19 protein-coding genes and 1 tRNA gene are annotated in these 19,815 nt (G+C 62.4%); 14 read left to right on the forward strand and 6 right to left on the reverse strand.

Annotation, left to right across the window (positions count from 1 at the left end):
- Positions 1 to 65 precede the first annotated feature (65 nt).
- Both QRN54_RS06280 and QRN54_RS06285 read left to right on the forward strand, forming a co-directional pair.
- A complete protein-coding gene (locus QRN54_RS06280) occupies positions 66 to 734 on the forward strand; it encodes a TetR family transcriptional regulator (RefSeq protein WP_285181755.1) in 669 nt (222 codons plus the stop codon).
- 30 nt (positions 735 to 764) lie between these two features.
- Positions 765 to 1,682 (forward strand): TauD/TfdA dioxygenase family protein, encoded by a 918-nt coding sequence (locus QRN54_RS06285; protein WP_075834086.1) that lies wholly within the window; start codon positions 765 to 767, stop codon positions 1,680 to 1,682.
- Between the two features lies 1 nt (position 1,683).
- Here the strand turns inward: QRN54_RS06285 and QRN54_RS06290 are convergent, their stop codons facing one another.
- Together QRN54_RS06290 and QRN54_RS06295 are read right to left on the reverse strand one after the other, a co-directional pair.
- A complete protein-coding gene (locus QRN54_RS06290; RefSeq protein WP_037125552.1) occupies positions 1,684 to 2,646 on the reverse strand; it encodes a formylglycine-generating enzyme family protein in 963 nt (320 codons plus the stop codon).
- Between the two features lie 49 nt (positions 2,647 to 2,695).
- Positions 2,696 to 2,771 (reverse strand) — tRNA-Arg (locus tag QRN54_RS06295).
- A gap of 242 nt (positions 2,772 to 3,013) precedes the next feature.
- On the opposite strand from QRN54_RS06295, the gene QRN54_RS06300 reads away from it, so the two are divergent.
- Positions 3,014 to 4,393, forward strand: coding sequence for an LLM class flavin-dependent oxidoreductase (locus tag QRN54_RS06300; protein WP_047272629.1), 1,380 nt, complete (start codon positions 3,014 to 3,016; stop codon positions 4,391 to 4,393).
- A gap of 153 nt (positions 4,394 to 4,546) precedes the next feature.
- Here QRN54_RS06300 and QRN54_RS06305 read toward each other — a convergent pair whose 3' ends face one another.
- Positions 4,547 to 4,645: a winged helix-turn-helix transcriptional regulator gene (locus tag QRN54_RS06305; protein WP_228401232.1), complete on the reverse strand. Its 99-nt coding sequence runs from the start codon at positions 4,643 to 4,645 to the stop codon at positions 4,547 to 4,549.
- A 259-nt stretch (positions 4,646 to 4,904) separates the two neighbouring features.
- Here QRN54_RS06305 and QRN54_RS06310 point away from each other — a divergent pair, with 259 nt between their 5' ends.
- Positions 4,905 to 5,705 carry a crotonase/enoyl-CoA hydratase family protein gene (locus QRN54_RS06310; RefSeq protein ID WP_285181756.1) on the forward strand — a complete coding sequence of 267 codons (801 nt, stop codon included), beginning with the start codon at positions 4,905 to 4,907 and terminating at the stop codon, positions 5,703 to 5,705.
- Positions 5,706 to 5,751: 46 nt separating this feature from the next.
- On the opposite strand, the gene QRN54_RS06315 is transcribed toward QRN54_RS06310, so the two are convergent.
- A complete protein-coding gene (locus QRN54_RS06315) occupies positions 5,752 to 7,053 on the reverse strand; it encodes an MFS transporter (protein WP_099698277.1) in 1,302 nt (433 codons plus the stop codon).
- Between the two features lie 267 nt (positions 7,054 to 7,320).
- A complete protein-coding gene (locus QRN54_RS06320) occupies positions 7,321 to 8,508 on the reverse strand; it encodes an ROK family transcriptional regulator (protein ID WP_003946405.1) in 1,188 nt (395 codons plus the stop codon).
- Positions 8,509 to 8,702: 194 nt separating this feature from the next.
- On the opposite strand from QRN54_RS06320, the gene QRN54_RS06325 reads away from it, so the two are divergent.
- From QRN54_RS06325 to xylB, 3 genes are all read left to right on the forward strand, one after another.
- Positions 8,703 to 8,933 carry a DUF3263 domain-containing protein gene (locus QRN54_RS06325; RefSeq protein ID WP_285181757.1) on the forward strand — a complete coding sequence of 77 codons (231 nt, stop codon included), beginning with the start codon at positions 8,703 to 8,705 and terminating at the stop codon, positions 8,931 to 8,933.
- A 69-nt stretch (positions 8,934 to 9,002) separates the two neighbouring features.
- On the forward strand, positions 9,003 to 9,320 hold the full coding sequence (locus QRN54_RS06330; protein ID WP_003946343.1) for a WhiB family transcriptional regulator: 318 nt from the start codon (positions 9,003 to 9,005) through the stop codon (positions 9,318 to 9,320).
- Between the two features lie 24 nt (positions 9,321 to 9,344).
- Positions 9,345 to 10,742 (forward strand): xylulokinase, encoded by a 1,398-nt coding sequence (gene xylB, locus QRN54_RS06335; RefSeq protein WP_285181759.1) that lies wholly within the window; start codon positions 9,345 to 9,347, stop codon positions 10,740 to 10,742.
- Positions 10,743 to 10,749: 7 nt separating this feature from the next.
- Here xylB and QRN54_RS06340 read toward each other — a convergent pair whose 3' ends face one another.
- Positions 10,750 to 11,466 carry an HAD family hydrolase gene (locus QRN54_RS06340; RefSeq protein WP_007727677.1) on the reverse strand — a complete coding sequence of 239 codons (717 nt, stop codon included), beginning with the start codon at positions 11,464 to 11,466 and terminating at the stop codon, positions 10,750 to 10,752.
- Positions 11,467 to 11,608: 142 nt separating this feature from the next.
- Here QRN54_RS06340 and cycA point away from each other — a divergent pair, with 142 nt between their 5' ends.
- From cycA to QRN54_RS06375, 7 genes are all read left to right on the forward strand, one after another.
- Positions 11,609 to 13,072, forward strand: a complete 1,464-nt coding sequence (cycA, locus tag QRN54_RS06345; RefSeq protein WP_030534902.1) for a D-serine/D-alanine/glycine transporter — start codon at positions 11,609 to 11,611, stop codon at positions 13,070 to 13,072.
- Between the two features lie 122 nt (positions 13,073 to 13,194).
- Entirely contained in the window at positions 13,195 to 13,965 is a 771-nt protein-coding gene (locus tag QRN54_RS06350; RefSeq protein WP_003946431.1) for a M23 family metallopeptidase, read from the forward strand.
- Positions 13,966 to 14,090: 125 nt separating this feature from the next.
- On the forward strand, positions 14,091 to 15,596 hold the full coding sequence (locus QRN54_RS06355; protein WP_231782435.1) for a glutamate-cysteine ligase family protein: 1,506 nt from the start codon (positions 14,091 to 14,093) through the stop codon (positions 15,594 to 15,596).
- 141 nt (positions 15,597 to 15,737) lie between these two features.
- Positions 15,738 to 16,631, forward strand: coding sequence for a universal stress protein (locus QRN54_RS06360; protein ID WP_007727672.1), 894 nt, complete (start codon positions 15,738 to 15,740; stop codon positions 16,629 to 16,631).
- A gap of 176 nt (positions 16,632 to 16,807) precedes the next feature.
- Positions 16,808 to 17,848: an LLM class F420-dependent oxidoreductase gene (locus QRN54_RS06365; protein ID WP_007727670.1), complete on the forward strand. Its 1,041-nt coding sequence runs from the start codon at positions 16,808 to 16,810 to the stop codon at positions 17,846 to 17,848.
- A 358-nt stretch (positions 17,849 to 18,206) separates the two neighbouring features.
- Entirely contained in the window at positions 18,207 to 19,100 is an 894-nt protein-coding gene (locus QRN54_RS06370; RefSeq protein ID WP_003946389.1) for a universal stress protein, read from the forward strand.
- Positions 19,101 to 19,176: 76 nt separating this feature from the next.
- Positions 19,177 to 19,815, forward strand: a complete 639-nt coding sequence (locus QRN54_RS06375) for a response regulator (RefSeq protein ID WP_003946380.1) — start codon at positions 19,177 to 19,179, stop codon at positions 19,813 to 19,815.

The following is a 19,815-nucleotide window of genomic DNA, read 5'->3' on the forward strand; positions in this document are numbered from 1 at the left end:
ACTCCCTAACCGCGCACAGGGGATGGGGCTTGCGGAATTAAGACAGTGACTTATATGGTCGGTGTATGCCCGCCTCGTTGGATGCCAAGAACGCCATGATCGCCGTCGCCGAGCGGATGTTCGCCGAGCAAGGTATTCACGAAGTGTCCATGCGGGACGTGGCGACTGCGGCCGGGCAGCGCAACAACTCTGCAGTTCAGTATCACTTCGGTGGGCGAGACGGTCTGGTGCTGGCCGTATTCCGGCATCGGATGGATCAGATCAACGCAGCGCGACTGACGTATCTCGACGACATCGACGCCAGTGGGCGGACCGACTTGGTCCGTGCTTTGGTCGAAGCCTTTCTGTACCCGCTGGCAGATTTTCTGGCGACGGTCGACGGTTCCAACTATGCGAGGTTCATTGCCCGAATCTCACCGTCGGTGGATACGCAGAGTGCTGAGTTTCGCGAGGTCAGTGAAGGAATCAACGAGGTAGTCGGCAGGTTGACGCGGGCGTTGCCGCATCTGCCCCGCCGCGTCGCGGTGGAACGGATCGATCTGACGTTCAACATGAGCGTCTCTGCTCTGGCCATCTTCGAGCAGCGCCGCGAAGACGAAAACCCGGTTGTGCAGGCAGATTTCGATACGACGGTGGATCATCTGGTCGATCTCGCGGTGGGAGCACTGACCGCGCCCCAAAGCACACACAAACGCACACGAGCAGAGCGGGTGCACGCGTCGACTGACGTGTGACCCCACGACACGACAGGACGGAGTCATTCGATGGCTACCCTTACATCCTCACGAACAGTTCAAATCGGCAATCACACAATCGAATTCGGACCACGCGGAATGAGGCGAAACCCGGAAGGCGTTGAATCGAGGCCGTACGAGCGGTTCACTCTGACACCCGTCACACCGTTCATCGGTGCCGAGATCAGCGATATCGACTTGCGTGACCCGTCGGAGGAGCAGATCGAGGACGTGCGTCGGGCCCTCCTCGAATGGAAGGTCGTGTTCTTCCGTGACCAGCCGATTTCGAGCGTGAATCATCGTGACTTCGCTGCCCATTGGGGCGAACTCGAGGTCCATCCACTTCTCCCACAGGGAGAGGTTCCGGCAGTCGTCAGATTCGAACGCGGAGAGGACAGTCCAGGAACCGAGAACATCTGGCACGTCGACGTCACCTGGACGAAGACGCCGCCGCTCGGTTCAGTACTTCGGGCGATTGACGTACCGCCTGCCGGTGGTGACACGCTCTGGGCTGATATGGGTAACGCCTTCGACTGCCTCCCCGACGAGATCAAGGAATTGATCGACGGCAAGGACGCCATCCACGATTTCGTGCCGTCCTTCGGACGCGGCATGAGCCCGGAGAAGTTGGAACAGATGAAGGAGCAGTACCCGCCGGTCCTGCACCCGATGGTGCGTAAGCATCCGGAGACCGGGCGTAAGACTCTGTTCGTCAACAGCCTTTTCACCACCCACATTCCGGACATGGATCCTGTCGAAGGCAACGATCTGCTCAACCTGCTGTTCGCGCAGGTCAAGGTCCCGGACTTCCAGTGCCGCTTCAAGTGGGCGCCGAATTCCATTGCCTTCTGGGACAACCGGGCTACCCAGCACTACGCAGCGAGTGATTACTTCCCTCATCGCCGCGTCATGGAGCGGGTGGCCATCCTGGGGGACGTGCCCTTCTGATCTACTCCTGCGGAATGCGGATGATGCACCGGAAGCCGACGTGGCAGGTTGAGGACTCCTCGGATTCGCCCTGCCGCGCGGCGGGGCGGTAGCGCAAGCAGTAGTTCGGTGCACACAGATGTGAGCCGCCTTTGATCACCCGTCGTGCGTAGGGTTCGCCCACCAACGCCTCCGTGGCGAACTCCGCTCGGGGATTACGAGGAATGCAGCACGACGAGGCCGGCGCGACGTTCTTGGAACTGTGGGCGTGGTCCGATGTGTAGTGATCGGCCGTCCATTCCCACACGTTCCCGGCCATGTCGAACAGTCCGTAGCCGTTGGGCCGGAACTTTCCGACCGGAGCGGTGCGCTCGTAACCGTCCTCGAGCAGATTCTCCCAGGGGAACTGGCCCTGCCACACGTTGCCACCGGGCCGCCCGCCCGGAGAGTCGTGATCGCCCCACACGTACGCCTGGCGATCGAGTCCACCGCGGGCGGCAAACTCCCACTCGGCCTCGGTCGGGAGTTCCTTGCCGGCCCACGCGGCGTAGGCCTGGGCGTCGAAGTACGACACGTGGGTGACGGGGTGCCGTTCACGTCCCCCGATGTTGCTGTCGGCGCCCTCGGGATGGCGCCAATCGGCGCCGGGAGTGAACGACCACCACTGGGTGTAGTCGTCAAGTGAAACCGGGCCGGGTGGCGAATTGAAGACCAACGATCCCGGGACGAGGAGGGCTGGATCGGCGTCGGGATAGTCGGCGGCGTCCGGGGCGATTTCAGCAGTGGTGACGTGGCCGGTTGCCTTCACGAAGCGTCGGAACTCGGCGACCGTCACCGCCGTCGTGTCCATCCAGAATCCGTCGACTGTGACCTGGTGAACTGGGCGTTCTTCCGGATAGAAGTCTTCGGAGCCCATCCAGTACGTCCCACCCGGGATCAAAGACATGTTCTTCGGGGGAGTAGCCGTGGAGTGAGGCGTCGTCATGAATTCAAGAATGGCACGTTGGTGGCGCCGATGTGGGGAGAGTCCCACCTGGTGCCCTCGGCAGGATTCGAACCTGCGACCCTTCCTTTAGGAGAGGAATGCTCTATCCCCTGAGCTACGAGGGCGGGGAGCGTACCGACAAGCGCTGAAAACCCTGTGCTGCCGGGGTTTTCGCTTCTCGATACTGCTGTTGCGTCCGCTCGACCTGTCGGCACGAAGCCTCGGGCGTCACAGCTGCGCTAGTCAGTGTAGCGGCCCGCCGACGAGGTCGCGAAGTCGACGGTATCGCCGGGTGCAAGCAGGAGCCGTACCGATCGCACTGATCGCAATGGTGTTCACCGCGGAGCAGGCACGGCATCGTGCGGGAATGACCCGCAGAATCCGCTTCAACGCCTTTGCCATGAACTGCGTCGCCCACCAATCGCCAGGTCTGTGGCGCCACCCGGAGGACCAGTCGTCCAGGTACACGGATCTGAGGTACTGGACGGAGTTGGCGAAGCTCCTCGAGCGTGGACGATTCGACGGGCTGTTCCTGGCCGACGTGTTGGGAACGTACGACGTGTACGGCGGCAATCACGACGCAGCGCTGCGGCAGGGCGCGCAGGTACCGGTCTCGGACCCGCTACTGCTGGCGTCGGCGATGGCTGCCGTGACCGAGCACTTGGGCTTCGGGATCACCGCAGGTACAGCTTTCGAGCATCCCTACCCGTTCGCTCGGCGCTTGAGCACCCTCGACCACCTGACGAACGGGCGAATCGGGTGGAACGTGGTCACGGGATACCTCCCCTCGGCCGCACGGAACATGGGCGAGGACGACCAACTCCAGCACGACGATCGCTACGACCACGCGGACGAGTACCTCGAAGTTCTCTACAAGTTGTGGGAAACGTCGTGGGAAGACGACGCGGTGGTGCGTGACAGAACCACCGGGGTCTACACGGACCCCGCCAAGGTTCATCCGATCGAGCACGAAGGCAAGCACTTCACGGTTCCGGGCATCCACATCTCCGAACCTTCTCCGCAGCGGACGCCGGTCATCTTCCAGGCCGGCGCGTCGCCTCGTGGGGTGCGGTTCGCCGCTGAGAATGCCGAGGCGATCTTTGTGGGTGCACCGACAAAGGCGATTCTCAAAGACACCGTTGCTCGAATCCGAAACGAACTGACGAAGGTCGGGCGAGATCCGTACTCGGCCCGCATCTACACACTGTTGACGATCATCACCGACCGAACCCCTGAGTTGGCCCAGGCGAAGCTCGAGGACTACCGCAGTTACGCGAGTAGTGAAGGCGCGCTCGTTTTCACCTCGGGGTGGATGGGAATCGACCTCTCCGGATACCGAGCGGACGAGCCGATCGGGAACGTCGAGAGCAATGCCATTCAATCCGCGGTCGCATCGTTTCGTCAGGCCGACGAGAAGGGCGGCGAATGGACGGTGGGGGACATCGCGGAGTGGGCGGGCATCGGCGGGCTCGGCCCGATCGTTGTCGGTTCCGGCGCGGAGGTCGCCGACGAGTTGCAGGAGTGGGTGTCCGAGACCGACGTCGACGGTTTCAATCTCGCGTACGCGGTGACTCCTGGAACCTTCGAAGACATTGTGGAGCATGTGATTCCGGAGCTGACCAAACGAGGTGCCTACCAGAGCGACTACGACGAGGGAACGCTGCGCAACAAACTGTTCGGGCGAGGGGACAGGCTGCCGCTCGAACACCGAGGCCGGAGTTTCGACCGGATCCGCACTGCCGGCTGAGCGGACCTCAGGACCAGCCGGACCCGGGTACGTGGACCGAGGTGGTGAGGTCGACCGCCTCGATGTCCGAAGACCTCGGTTCGTTTCCGAAGGTGCTGTGCCGTAGTGGTGGTAGCGGTGCGGTTTATTGGGCGCACACCGCTTCTCCCGCGATTACATGGTGATGAGGACGGGCCAGATTGACTGCCCTTTGCAAGTGACCGAGTACTCGTGTCTCGGTGGGTTCTGTTCATACTCACGAGGCTCGCGCATTTCCGTCGGCCGTCAGGATTGCCAACCGTGCGGACAACACGGAGTTGGAGATTTCCCCCGCGCCAGCCAGACGTTGTAGCGCCGCGACCCTAACTAGGCGAACGGGCGTGGACACCGTTGTGGCCGTGCCGTCATCCACTGATTCGGACCCGGCCGGGCAAGTGACCATGGAACTTCTCGCCGAGATGGCATGACGAATCCCCGACGAACTTACTCTCAGGTAAGTTCGTCGGGGATATGTCGAATCGGAGGAGTTGCCGTGAGTGATCGTGTTCGTGTCGAGGTAGTGCAGTCGGTGGCGTACGTGACGCTCAGCCGACCGGAGAAACTCAACGGTCTCGATCTGGACATGCTCGACGCGCTGGTGAATGCCGCTCGAACGATCGAAACCGATCGTTCGATTCGGGGCGTGATTCTTCAAGGCGCGGGTGACGCGTTCTCGGCCGGGTTGGACTTCGCCTCTGCGGGTAAGCAACCGAGGCGCATGGCGAAGGCCTTCGCGAAATTTCCCGGTCAGAAGACCAACCTCTTCCAACGCGCGTGCTGGGTGTGGCGCGAATTGCCCGTGCCGGTCATCGCGGTCGTTCACGGGCACTGCTTCGGCGGGGGACTGCAATTGGCGCTCGCCGCAGACTTTCGATTCACCACCCCCGATTGCACGTTCTCGGTGATGGAGGCGAAGTGGGGATTGATCCCCGACATGACCGGAACGGTCACGATGCGCGAACTCGCGGCAATGGACGTCGTGAAACGCCTCGCCATGACTGCTGAACTGTTCGACGGAAATCAGGCTCTCGAGTGGGGGTTCGTGAGCGGAGTCAGCGACAATCCGATCAAGCCGGCACAGGAACTGCTGTCGCAGATCGCGGTTCGCTCGCCGGACGCCGTCGCAGCGACGAAGACGTTGCTGCACAAGACCTGGAACCGCTCGCCTCGCGGCGCGTTCTGGATCGAATCGCGGATCCAACTGGCGCTGATGCGAGGCAAGAACCACAAGATCGTGCGTACAGCGAATGCTGCGAAGAAGTTGCCGGAGTTCGCCTTTCGAAAGTTCGGCTGACAAACTCCGGCATCGCGACGCCGTTGGGCGTCCACATTCAGGTCGATCACACCATCAGGTCTCGTCCTGATCGATCCTTGATGAGCATCGTGGCGACGAACGAGACCGCCGCCAGCAGGGCGAGGTAGATCGAGATGGCAAGGGTGCCACCGGTCTTGCCGAGGAGCCACTGTGCGACGGTGGGAGCAAAGGCGCCGCCGAAGATGGTGCCTACCGCGTAGGAGATCGACGCACCGCTGTAACGGATCGAAGCCGGGAACAGTTCGGCGAACAACGCGGGTTGAGGTCCGTACGACAGCCCGAGTCCGACCGAGAACAGGATCATCGCCACGTAGATCCAGCCGAGATTCCCGGTGTCGACGAGGAGGAAGAACGGCACCGCGAAGAGGACCATTGCGAGGTTGCCCACGTTCATCACCGTGGTGCGGCCGCGTCGATCCGACCAGTAGGCGCCGATCATGGTGAAAACGCCCCACGTGACGGCACTTGCGAGCGTGGCAATCAGTAGTTCGGTCTTACCCAGGCCATAGGTCTTGGTTGCGTACGCGACGATGAATCCGCCGATCACCATGTAGCCGTTGCCGTTTGTGCCGATGAAGGACAGCGCCGCGAGTACGACCTGCTTCGGGTGTTTCTTGAACAGAGTTCGGATAGGCGTGTTGCTCTCGGTGCGGCGTTCCTTGAGTTCGGCGAATACGGGTGACTCGCTGACCTTGCTTCGAATGTAGAAGCCGACGCCGATCAACACGACGCTGAGCAGGAACGGCACTCGCCATCCCCAGGTGGTGAACTGTTCGTCCGTGAGGGTGAACGTGCACAGTGCCAAAACGCCGGTGGCGAGCAACATTCCGAGCGGTACTCCCATCTGTACGAACGCTCCGAAGAACCCTCGACGCTTGGTGGGTGCGTGTTCGACGGCAAGAAGAGCGGCCCCGCCCCATTCGCCGCCCGTCGAGAATCCTTGGACGACGCGAAGCAGGATCAACAGGATCGGTGCCCAGATTCCGATCGATGCATACGTCGGCAGCACGCCGATGAGAACCGTCGCGGCACCCATCATCGCCAACGTCGCGACCAGGACACGTTTGCGGCCGAGCCTGTCGCCGAGATAGCCGGCCACGATGGCACCGAGAGGACGGAAGACAAAGCTGATGCCGACCGTGACGTAGGAGACGATCTGGCCTGCCGAGCCCATCGGCTTGAAGAACAGGTCGGCAAAGATCAGGGCTGCAGCTTGGGCGTAGATGAAGAAGTCGTACCACTCGACGGTGGTGCCGACCATCGACGCCATCGCGGCGCGGTCGTATTCCTTCGCGGCGGGCTTGGTGCCAGTTCTGGTTGTGGTCATCGAGCTACTTTCTGCCAGTCACGTGGTTCACCGACACGGTGAAACTGCGAAGTCGGAACAGGGGAGAAACGCTGTTCGATCTGCGACGTTGCCGGTGTGCTCGGTGCATGCTTTTGGCTGACTCGGAGCGTTCCTGCGCGATCTCATCGTCGATATCGACAACCGAATGATCGGTAGGTAATGAATTATGCAGAAGTGTGAGCGTCAACACAAGCGATGCCGGAAAAGTCTGATTGTTTGATGCGGAGCGTGCGAGAAGTCAGCGACTCACGTGTGGAGTGACGCCGCGATCCGCAGATCGATTTCCCTGGCGCTGAGCAGATGGTCGAGGACGAGAACCGCACAACCGAGGATGCCGGATTGTGCGCCGTGGCTGACCGAAGCGATCTGAAGCTTTCGGGTGGCAAGCGCCGTTGCGTTGCCGTAGACGGACTCCCGAAGCCCGGCGAGGAAGAGTTCGTCCGCCTCGGCCATGTCGCCGCCGATGATCAGGACCTCGGGATTGAGGAGATTGACCGCGCCGGAAATGACGTCGCCGATCAGTCGGCCGCTGCTTCTGATGAGCCGGCGGGCTTCGCTGTCGCCGTCCAGGGCGAGGCGGACGACATCACGCACGTGACCGACGCTTCGGCCCTGATCTCGGAGGGCGTGCACGAGAGCCCAACCGCTGGCGACAGTTTCGACGCAGCCGACGTCGCCGCAGCGACACTTCATGCCCCGCGCTGCAGCGGTTTTGGTATGCCCGATCTCGCCGGACGCTCCGAGTGAACCGCGTTGGAGGACTCCGCCCATGACGATTCCTGCGCCGAGGCCGGTTGACGCCTTGATCATCAGGAGGTTGGGCGCACTCTCGCGTCGCTCGCTCAATTCGGCCAGAGCCATCACGTTGGCATCGTTGTCCGCGAACAGCGGAGCCGTGGTCACCGATGCCAGATAGGGGGCAAGCGCGACTCCGTCCCACCCCGCCATCATCGGAGAGTCGAGGCTTGCTCCCGCGGCGACGTCGACCGTTCCGGGAATGCTCAGTCCGATTCCGATGACCTCGGTAGACGCGCGGTGGACCTGGGCCAGTAGTGACGAAAGATGCTCGGCAATTTCGGGCATCAGTTCGTCGGGGCCGACCCCGACCGACTTGTCGATGTCTTCTGCCGCGAGGATCGTGCCCGCCAGGTCGGTGACGGCAAGTTGTGCCCGCGATCGACCGATTGCCACGACGAGAACCACGCCGGACGAGTTCGCGAACGTGAGAGTGGACGGCGGCCGACCGCCTGTCGACGGGCCCTCGTCGTCATCGGCAATCAAACCAAGCGATTGAAGTGCTGCAACCCTGGCCGATACCGCCGTCCTGGACAGGCCGGTGAGCTTCCCGATCTCGCTGCGAGTGGTCGCGGAACCGCTGCGTATCAGCGTGAATACCTCTCCCGCGGTAGCCGGAGTCGTGGACGGTCGGGTCATTGTCCTATTCAAGCATTCCTCGTCGGTAACTTCAGCGTGCGAAAGTTGGCATACTTTGTTCACAAAAAGACGTAAGTAGGTCTTGTGAAAAAGCAGAAGTAGGCATAGTCTGTGTCTTGACTCACTGCCACGGGCGTCCGAGGAGACGAGTCGCAGTTTCTGTGAAGCAGGGCGCACAAACAGGGGAGAACCTGATGAGCCGCACCGATACACAAGAGATCGTCGAGTTCGCACGTAAGTGGCAGCAGTTCGACGGTGGACCTGACGAAGAGATCTTTGTAACCTTCGGCCTCGCCCCGGACGAGTATTTCCGCAGGCTGCAGGCAATTCTCGACGACGGCGTCGTAGCGCTGACTCTGCCGGTCACCGGCGAACTCGCAACGGTCTGTGCACATCGACTCGGCCAATCGGTCAGGCGTCGATAAGTCCGACCCGGCGTCAGCCCAGAGTCACCCGAATCCGTGTCACCCGAGTAAGGAATTGAGGTCGCCATCATGCACAAGCACCTTCCGATGCCGTACCCGACCGCCGAAGTGTGGGACTGGCAGCTGCAGGGAGCGTGCCGCGGGCACGATTCCGCGGTGTACTTCCATCCGGACGGCGAGCGTGGACACGCCCGCGAGAACCGTGAACGCAACGCCAAGAAGGTCTGCGCGACGTGCCCTGTACTCCAGCAGTGCCGCGAACACGCACTCTCCGTCCACGAGCCGTACGGCATCTGGGGTGGAATGACGGAGACCGAGCGCGCAGAATATGTGCGATCGCTGCGTAAGCGCAGCAACCGGATGCCCGCGGTCGCCAACGCGAGCTGACGGTCCTTCGGAAAGGACGCCAGTGTGGCCCTCGTAGCCGGTATCGATTCGTCTACCCAGTCGTGCAAAGTCATTGTCCGTGATGCCGATTCGGGAGAGCTGGTACGAGAAGGGCGGGCGGCGCATCCCGTCGGTACCGAGATAGATCCGGCATGCTGGCTCGAGGCGATGGACAGTGCAATCGCCGCAGCGGGTGGGCTCGGCGACGTCGCAGCCGTATCGGTCGGAGCTCAACAGCACGGCATGGTGTGTCTGGACAGTGGCGGCGAGGTCGTCAGACCGGCGTTGCTGTGGAACGACACTCGCTCGGCGAAGGCTGCGACCGATCTGGTCGAAGAGCTCGGCGGACCCAAGGCGTGGGCCGACGCAGTTGGTGTAGTTCCGGTTGCCGCGGTCACGGCAAGCAAACTTCGATGGCTCGCAGATCACGAACCCGGCAACGCCGATCGCACTGCCGCGGTGTGTCTTCCGCATGACTGGTTGTCCTGGAAGTTGGGTGGGTCCGGCTCAATCGAGGAGCTTGCCACCGACGCGGGCGACGCCAGTGGAACCGGCTATTATGCTGCCTCGACGCGCGAATATCGTAAAGATTTGCTGGCGTTGGCATTTCGCGGTCGAACCCCGCATGTTCCCCGAGTTGCATCGCCGAACGAAAAGATCGGAAGTACACGTTCCGGAGGTATTGTCGGGCCTGGCACCGGTGACAATGCCGCAGCCGCACTGGGTTTGGGGGCAGTTCCCGGTGACGTGATCATCTCGATCGGAACATCCGGCGTCGTCTCGGCTGTATCGGCCACCCCCACGCATGATCCCGGCGGGAACGTGGCAGGATTCGCGGACGCAACCGGCCTGCACTTGCCGCTGGTGTGCACTCTCAACGGCGCGCGCATTCTTGATGCGACGGCGTCCATTCTCGGTGTCGATCACGCCGAACTGTCGCGGTTGGCGTCGACGGCGCCCCTCGGAAACGACGGGCTGGTCATGATTCCGTACTTCGAGGGTGAACGGACGCCCAACCGCCCTGACGCCACGGGGGCCATGCACGGATTCCGGCTGCAGAACTCGACGCCTGCGCACTTTGCACGAGCCGCAATCGAAGGGCTCCTGTGCGGCTTGGCCGACGGCGTCGACGACCTGGTTCGCCAAGGCGTCCAGGTGAAGCGAGTTCTCCTCGTGGGAGGCGGAGCGAAGTCGCGCGCTCTCTGTGAGATCGCGCCGGCAATTCTCGGAGTGCCGGTCGTGATCCCTGCTCCGGGTGAGTACGTCGCCGAAGGGGCATGCAGGCAAGCAGCATGGGCACTGTCCGGGGACACGCAGCCGCCGGTGTGGCCGAAACCGGAAGGGCGACGATTCGACGCCGAACCAGCTCCCCACGTGCGCGAGCGCTACGCGTCGTTGCGCGAACTCACCGAAGGTGTCTGAGCGCTCCCTACAGAAGCCCGAACTTCCGCACTGCGTCGAGTAGCGCGTGCGGGCGTTCGGTCGTCGGCAGGGGATCGACGAGTGCGAACTGGCAACCGACGTCACGGGCAGCGCCGTCGGCGATGTCGCTGTCACCGACCATCAGAGTCTGCGCCGCATCCACATCGAGTTGTGCGAGGGCGTACTCGAAGATCGCCGGTTCGGGCTTGACTGCACCCACCTCGAACGAGAGAACGAACTCGTCGACCCAGACGTCCCAGCCGCGGTCGGCGAACGCCGGACGGATGTCGAAGGCGATGTTGCTCAAGACGGCAGTGCGTATGCCCTTCTCCGACAGTGACTTCAGGACCTCGCCGGTATCCGGGTACGGCGACCACTGATCCGGATCGACCAGCAGGGCGTAGAAAGCTTCGGCCCGAACCGGATCGGGCACCCCGGACTTACTCAACACGTCGAGGTAAGCCTGACGATGCAACTTCGGATCCCGGTCGCGGTTCTCCCACGCGTAGATCCCCGCTTCGTCCATCTCCACGGTTCTGCCCACCGGCGCGGTCATCCGACGCATCAGCTCGGCTTGAGCGTGCACGTCGAGCGGATCGCCTTGGTGATCGACGAGGTGCTCGGTCCAATCGTCGCTCTCCTCCAATCGGAAGAGGGTTCCGGAGAAATCGAACAGCGTCGCGGCGATATGTCCGTCTTGATGGGCCGTGCTGTCAGTGTTCACCTCGACAGGTTATCGGCGTCCGCTTTCCGATGCGTGATGTGAGCCAGTGCACGCGTACTTTGAGAGAGCACATTTTCCGAGGTTCCCCCGACGGGCACAATTTCGATGCCCCGGATGAACCGTATGACGAGGGGGATCCTCCGTGTCCGACCACGCGAATACACCAGACCTGACGAAGCCGTCCGGCGAAGACCCCCACCTCTCACGTCAGCTGTCCAACCGGCATATCCAGCTGATCGCCATCGGTGGTGCCATCGGCACCGGACTGTTCATGGGATCGGGCAAGACGATCTCGCTCGCCGGGCCCTCCGTGATCTTCGTGTACATGATCATCGGATTCATGCTCTTCTTCGTCATGCGGGCGATGGGGGAGCTGCTGCTCTCGAACATGGCGTACAAGTCGTTCTCCGACTTCGCCGCGGATCTGCTGGGCCCCTGGGCGGGATTCTTCACCGGCTGGACCTACTGGTTCTGCTGGATCGTCACCGGCATCGCGGACGTCATCGCGATTTCCGGGTACTTCAAGTACTGGTGGCCAGGGCTCGCGGCGTGGATTCCTGCTTTGCTGACGATCGCGGCGCTGCTGCTCCTCAATCTCCCGACCGTTCGCGCCTTCGGTGAAACCGAGTTCTGGTTCGCGCTGATCAAGATCATCGCCATCGTCAGCCTGATCGTCGTCGGCATCGTCATGGTCGTCTCCGGGTTCACGGCGCCGAACGGTGCCACCTCCGGTATCGACAACCTCTGGAACGACGGCGGGATGTTCCCGACCGGATTCATGGGCTTCGTCGCCGGCTTCCAGATCGCCGTGTTCGCCTTCGTGGGTATCGAGCTCGTCGGTACGACGGCAGCCGAGGCGAAGGACCCGGAGAAGAACCTGCCGAAGGCCATCAACTCCATCCCCATTCGTGTCCTGCTGTTCTACGTCGTTGCACTGACCGTGATCATCGCGGTGACTCCGTGGCGTGAAATCAGCGCAGACAAGAGTCCGTTCGTCGCCATGTTCACACTCGCCGGCCTCGGCATCGCTGCATCTGTCATCAACTTCGTCGTGCTGACCTCCGCTGCATCTTCGGCCAACTCGGGTATCTACTCCACCTCGCGCATGGTGTTCGGCCTTGCGCAGGAAGGCGACGCACCGAGGGCCCTCGGCAAGCTGAACTCACGCAAGGTCCCCGCGAACGCCCTGATGTTCTCGTGCATCTTCCTGCTGGCGTCGTTGATCCTGCTGTTCTCGGGCGATTCCGTGATCGAGGCCTTCACCGTCGTCACGACCATTTCGGCGCTGCTGTTCATGTTCGTGTGGACGATCATCCTGGCGAGCTACATGGTGTACCGGAAGCGTCGTCCGCACCTGCACGAGGCGTCGAAGTTCAAGATGCCCGGCGGCATCGTGATGTGCTGGGTCGTGCTCGCGTTCTTCGTCTTCATTCTCTGGGCACTGACAACCAAGGACGACACCCTGCAGGCACTTCTCGTCACGCCGATCTGGTTCGTGGTTCTGGGCATCGCGTGGGCGATCATCCGGCGTCGACCCGCTCACCGGGCACGATACGACGCATTCAAGTCAGAACTGGACGCCAGCCGACAGAACGGCGAGAAATAGTTTTGGTCAAGATCGGGTAACGGTGGCGGCCGCCTTGATCAAACTGTTACATTCTTCGGCAGACAGAGGAGCGGGCTTCATCAGAAGGACGCTGCACGCCGACGACTGACGGAGTACACACTGTGGGAAACCACCACCGCACGGGCAATGACGATGTTGTCTTCGAGATCGATCCCGAGGCAGCAAGCGGCCGCCACCGCACCCCGTCGGCTGGCCCTGGTGCCGGTGTCAAGGCAGGTGTCGTAGCTGCGGCTACCGGTGCGCTCCTCGTCGGTGCAGGCCAGATGGGCGCAGGAACCGCTGCTGCGGCGCCGGCAACACAGACCATCGCCGGCATCGAAATCCCGCAGGGTCTGCTCCCCGAGGGCGTTGTCGTTCCGGCTGAATTGGCGGCACTTCCGGCTCTCGACATCCCCGAGCTTCCCGATTTTGCTGCCGACCTCAACACGCAGGCACAGCAATTCCTCGCTGGGATCAACCCCGGCACCTCAGCTCGTACCGTGCAGCCGGTGTCCGGAACGCTGACCTCCACCTTCGGTTCGCGCTGGGGAGCACACCACGGCGGCCTCGACATCGCGGCTCCGATCGGTACGCCGATTCTGGCTGCAGCCGACGGCCAGGTCATCGACGCCGGCCCGGCGTCAGGTTTCGGCCTCTGGGTCCGCGTCCAGCACGACGACGGCACGGTCACCACGTACGGCCACGTCAACGACTACCAGGTCAACGTCGGCCAGCGCGTCAACGCCGGCCAGCAGATCGCCACCGTGGGTAACCGTGGCCAGTCCACCGGCCCGCACCTGCACTTCGAGGTTGCCGAGAACGGCGCAAAGGTCGATCCCGCAGCGTGGCTGCAGGCTCGCGGCGTAGCTGTCACCTGGGTCGACAACTCGTAGAAGAAACTTTCGGAGAACTGCGGTGGCGTCGGGAAATTCTTCCCGGTGCCACCGCAGTTCTCGTTTGTCGGTGACACCGGACGGATAGCCTTCAGTGACGTTGATCGTCGAAGGGGGAATGCGCAATGGGTGCAGAGGTCACGGCGCGAGAATTCACCAGAGCCGACCGTAGGCTCTTTCGTAAGAAGGTGCGCTCGTGCGTCGACGCCATGAAGCAGATGCTCGACGGTGGTGACTTCCGAGACGCCGTCGACAAGCCCGCTCCGCTGTTGGGCATGGAGATCGAGTTCAACCTCGTGACCGGCGACATGACGCCCGCGATGTCCAACCGTGAAGTGCTCGCATCCATCGACGACTCTGCGGTTTTCCAAACCGAGCTCGGACAGTTCAACGTCGAGATGAACGTCGAGCCCGGCCCACTCACCGGTGATGCGACTTTCGAATTGGAGAAGAAACTGCGGGCGTCCCTCGACGTCGCAGACGCGCGAATCCACGCGCACGACGCCGAGATGGTGATGATCGGGATGCTGCCGACACTGCAGCTCGAGCATCTCGATCGTGAGTGGATCACCGCCAACCCGCGCTACGAATTGCTCAACGAGCAAATTTTTGCCGCGCGAGGAGAGGACATCGAACTCGACGTCGAAGGTGTCGCGCTACCCGGTGGCGACGTGGAAATCCTTCGGGCCGACACCAATTCGGTGGTGCCGGAGGCGGCTTGTACGTCCATGCAGTTGCACCTGCGCGTCGCGCCGGAAGAATTCGCAGCGCACTGGAATGCCGCGCAGTGTCTGGCCGGAGTACAGGTGGCGCTTGCGGCCAATTCTCCTTTCCTGGCAGGGAAGGCGCTTTGGCACGAATCACGCATTCCGATCTTCGAACAGGCAACGGACACCCGAACTTTCGAGCTCAAGAACCAAGGTGTGCGACCGCGAGTGTGGTTCGGTGAGCGGTGGATCCATTCGGTTCTCGACCTGTTCGAGGAGAATTCACGGTACTTCCCGGCGCTGCTCCCTGATGTCTCGGACACCGATCCACTGGAAGTGCTCGCGGCGGGCGGGGTTCCGGAGTTGAGCGAGCTTCAGATGCACAACGGCACGGTCTATCGCTGGAATCGGCCTGTCTACGACTGCTCGGATGGCAAGCCGCACTTGCGTATCGAGAATCGGGTGCTGCCGGCCGGGCCGACCGTCGTCGACATCATGGCCAATGCGGCCTTCTACTACGGAACCGTTCGCGCATTGGTGAACGCGGAGCGGCCACTGTGGTCACACATGTCGTTCCATGCGGCAGAAGAGAACCTGCACATCGGCGCCAAGTACGGACTCGACGCCACCCTGTACTGGCCGGAGATCGGTTGGGTCGGTGCCGACGAGTTGGTCCTGCGAAGGCTGCTGCCGTTGGCGGACGAGGGTTTGGCCGACTTCGGATTGTCCGCCGCGGCCCGCGATCGGTACCTCGGCGTGATCGAAGGGCGGTGCATGAATCGGCAGACCGGTGCCGCCTGGCAACGCGAGCAAGTGGCGCACGCGGAGGCCTCGGGCGCGGACCGCTCGACTGCGCTCACCGGAATGCTCCGCGGTTACGTGGAGAACATGCGGACGGGAGATCCTGTTCACACCTGGTCCTGATTTCTCTGCTAATTGTCCTATCCGTCAACAGTTTCGGGGACCTAAGTCCCCGAAATGAAGAGGGAGCGACCCCAAAAAACCCGGACAAGTGGGATGGTTAGAGTGAAAGTGGCTCGGTTACTTCTTCAGGAAGGTGGGCACATGAGTTCACGCGAACATAACAGTGTTGTTGTCGGAGTCGAGGGTTCGGACACTGCGTCCACAGCGCTCCGCGAGGCCGCGAAAATCGCCGCCCAGCGCGAATTGCGACTCGACATCATCCACGCTCTCGACTTCGCGCCTTACGGTTTCGGCGGACCGTACGTCGACGCGGGTGGGGTGTACGAATGGGTCGAAGAGGCCGGAAAAGCGATCTTGGCGGAGGCGGAACAGTTCGCCCGTGAGATCGATCCGAAACTCGAAGTTCACACCGAAATCGCCATCGGCAGCGCAACTCAGTGGCTGATCGAGAGTTCGGCACAAGCCAGGCGGGTAGTCGTCGGTGCGTCGGCGTCAGGCAAGGCGGCGACAGCAGTCCTCGGCAATACCGCGGTCGGTGTGGCCAGTCACGGCAAGTGTCCGGTCATCGTCGTTCGGGACCGCGATGGTGCGGTGCCCTCGGAAGGACCCGTAGTGGTCGGCGTCGACGGCAGCGCGTTGAGCGCCCAGGCCGTCGGTGCGGCTTTCGAGGAAGCGTCGTTCCGCGGAGTCGAGTTGGTGGCGTTGCACGTGTGGAGTGACCTCGGCAGTGCGGCATTCGAAGACCCGAGGGCCGCTGCGCTTGCCCCGCAGTCTCTCGAAGAGGAAGAGCACGCGGTACTCAGCGAGAGCTTGGCCGGATGGTCCGAGCAATACCCGGACGTGAAGGTCCGGCGCGAGGTATACCTCGACAACCCACGCGGACGGCTGCTGGACTGGTCGGCAAAAGCGCAGCTCGTCGTAGTCGGAAGCCGTGGTCGCGGTGGATTCCGCGGCATGTTGCTCGGCTCGACCAGCAACACCCTGATCGCTTCGGCCAAGTGCCCCGTCATGGTGGTTCGCCCCGAAGAATCCTGACCCTCGACAGGCTCTCCCACTACCCCGTTCATTTCGGTCATCGAATATGAACGGGGTAGTCACATGAATGCGGACTCAGGTTCCGTAGTGTTCGATGTGAGTAAGTGTTCGATGGGAGTACCACTGCTCGTGTGCGCGTCGCACACGGCAGCAATCGTCAGGATTGGGGTTACAACGTGCGTATCGGTATGGGTTTGAACTACAGCGGCGGGTTCGCCGAAACCGTCGAAGAGGTCGGTGACCTGGAGAAGGCGGGCCTCGACATCGCCTTCGTCCCGGAGGCGTATTCCTTCGACGCCGTCAGCCAGCTCGGTTACCTGGCGGCCAAGACGTCGACCATCGAACTCGCTTCGGGAATCTTTCAGATCTACACCCGTACCCCTTCGTTGACCGCCATGACGGCGGCTGGCCTGGACTTCGTCTCCAACGGTCGCTTCGTGATGGGACTGGGCGCTTCCGGACCGCAGGTGATCGAGGGGTTCCACGGCGTCAAGTACGACGCTCCGCTGGGACGCACACGTGAGGTCGTCGAGATCTGCCGTCAGGTATGGCGCCGCGAGAAGGTCGAGTACCAGGGCAAGTACTACCAGGTTCCCCTCCCCGCCGAGAAGGGCACCGGACTCGGAAAGCCGCTCAAGCTGATCAATCATCCTGTGCGTGAGCGCATCCCGATCCTGATCGCTTCGCTCGGACCCAAGAACGTCGAGCTGACGGCGGAAATCGCCGAAGGCTGGGAACCTATCTTCTTCCATCCGGAGAAGGCAGCAAGCGTGTGGGGTGAGCCGATCGCCAAGGGCAAGGCCAAGCGCGATCCGAGCCTCGGTGAGCTTCAGGTGTACGCGTCGCCGGCACTGGCCATCGGTGACGACGTCGACCACATGCTCGACTGGGTACGCCCGAGCCTTGCGCTCTACATCGGTGGCATGGGCGCCAAGGGCAAGAACTTCTACAACGATCTCGCGGTGCGCTACGGCTACGAAGAGGCCGCCGAGAAGATCCAGGATCTCTACCTCGCGGGCAAGAAGGACGAAGCCGCAGCAGCAGTGCCGGACGAACTGGTTCGCGCAGTGTCGTTGATCGGTCCCGAGAGCTACGTCAAGGAACGCGTCGCAGCCTTCGCCGAAGCCGGTGTCACGACGCTCAACGTCACGCCGTTGGCGGCCGACCGCAACGGCCGAGTGCAGCTGATCGAGAAGTTCCGCAAGATTTGTGACTGACCCTGCCGTGCGCCTTTATTAACCGCCGGCGGTTAATAAAGGCGCACAGCAGAGCAGGTGGTTCGGGATCTCCTGCGTACGAAACCCGATTTTGGGCGCTTGTTGACAGGACTTTTTTCACTTCTGACCGGTCGGGTTCTTCACCTAACGTGGATCGAGTAGCCAGGGTTTGCGTGCGAATCCGGCACCGGTGGCCTCGTTGACGCCCGAAAGGGATGTTGGCGGGGCCGTTGCCGCAGTCCACCCGAACACCCAATGTCCGATTCGGGACTCGCGTCGGCTGATGAATCCTTTTTGAGGTCATTGGGCAATAGTGTGAGGGCGAAGAGATTCTGTGGTCGATTGTGGAGGGACGAACATGAGTGCAACCAAACCCGTCGTCGTAGCGGTAGACGGTTCGGAATCGGCGTCGTCGGCTGTCGTCTGGGCGGCGAGGACCGCGGTGGCGCTCGGTCGACCGCTCCACATCGCGACGGTGGTGCACATCCCAGCCTTCTACTACTCCGAGCCTTACCTCGCCGAGAGCTTCAAGGACGAACTGCGGCGCACTGCCACCGCTCGTCTGGACAGCGCACAGATCCTCGCGCGGCAAAGCATCGACGACGACCTCGAGATCGTCACCGAACTACTCGACGGCAGCGTCTCCGATCGCCTGATCGAATTGTCCAAGGGCGCGTACATCATTGCGCTCGGCCCTCGCGGGCACGGCGAATTCACCGGATTGGTCGTCGGTTCTGCGACGGTCTCGGTTGTCTCGCACGGCGAATCTCCGGTTGCAGTTGTCCGAGGACGGACGCTCGACGGTCGACCGCCGACCGAGGGCCCCGTCGTCGTCGGTGTCGATGGATCAGAAAGCAGCATCGAGGCAGTCGAGCACGCTTTCGAGCAGGCCTCCGCGCGGGGCGCCACCTTGATTGCCGTCAACGTGTGGAGCGACGTGAGTGTGCAGCCCTCGTTGGGCGCCACCCCCGACGACCCCCTGTGGAGCAGCATCCAGACGGGCGAGGAAGTTGTCCTCGCCGAGCAATTGGCCGGATTCACCGAGCGTTACCCGGACGTCGTCGTCGAAAGAGTCGTCGCGCGTGACCGTCCGGTCCGAGTCCTGAGCGAATACGCGGAGACGGCGCAGTTGATAGTCGTCGGCAGTCGCGGGCGCGGCGGATTCGCAGGAATGCTCCTCGGATCGACCAGTCGGGCGCTCCTGCACACCGCGGATTGCCCGGTTCTCATCGTCCGGCACGTCAACAAGTGAAGAGAATGCATTCCATGAGTTCTGAGTCCACCGTCTCCGGTACCGTTCGACGTGAGATGTCTTTTGGAGGGGTTCGATGACAACGCGGATATTCCTGGTCGACGATCACGAGATCGTCAGACGCGGATTGTTCGACCTACTCGGTGGGGTCGAGGACTTCGTGGTGGTGGGCGAGGCGGCGTCCGTGGGGGAAGCGCTGGCTGCGGTACCGCAGAGCAACGCCGACGTCGCTGTTCTGGACGTACGCTTGCCTGACGGCAACGGCGTCGAACTGTGCCGAGAACTCCGCTCGATGCTTCCCGACCTCCGCTGCCTGATGCTCACGTCGTACGCCGACGACGAGGCGTTGCTCGACGCGATCATGGCGGGCGCCTCGGGATTCGTCCTCAAGCAGATTCTCGGAACCGATCTGGTCGCTGCAGTCCGCACAGTCGGGCGTGGCGGTTCACTGCTCGACAGTCGTGCAACCGAGGCGCTGATGCAGCGGATCCGCAGCGACCGTACAGCTGATCCGTTGGCCGAACTTTCCGATCAGGAGCGAGCAGTCTTCGACCTCATCGGAGAAGGGCTCACCAACCGGGAGATCGGCGCGCGATTGTTCCTCGCGGAGAAGACGGTCAAGAACTACGTGACGCGTCTGCTCTCGAAGCTGGGCATGCAGCGTCGTACTCAGGCTGCGGTGCTGGCGACCGAAATCCGTAGCGGCAGTCGCTAG

The sequence above is a fragment of the Rhodococcus sp. MEB032 genome (assembly GCF_030208925.1).
Lineage (GTDB): Bacteria > Actinomycetota > Actinomycetes > Mycobacteriales > Mycobacteriaceae > Rhodococcus_F > Rhodococcus_F qingshengii.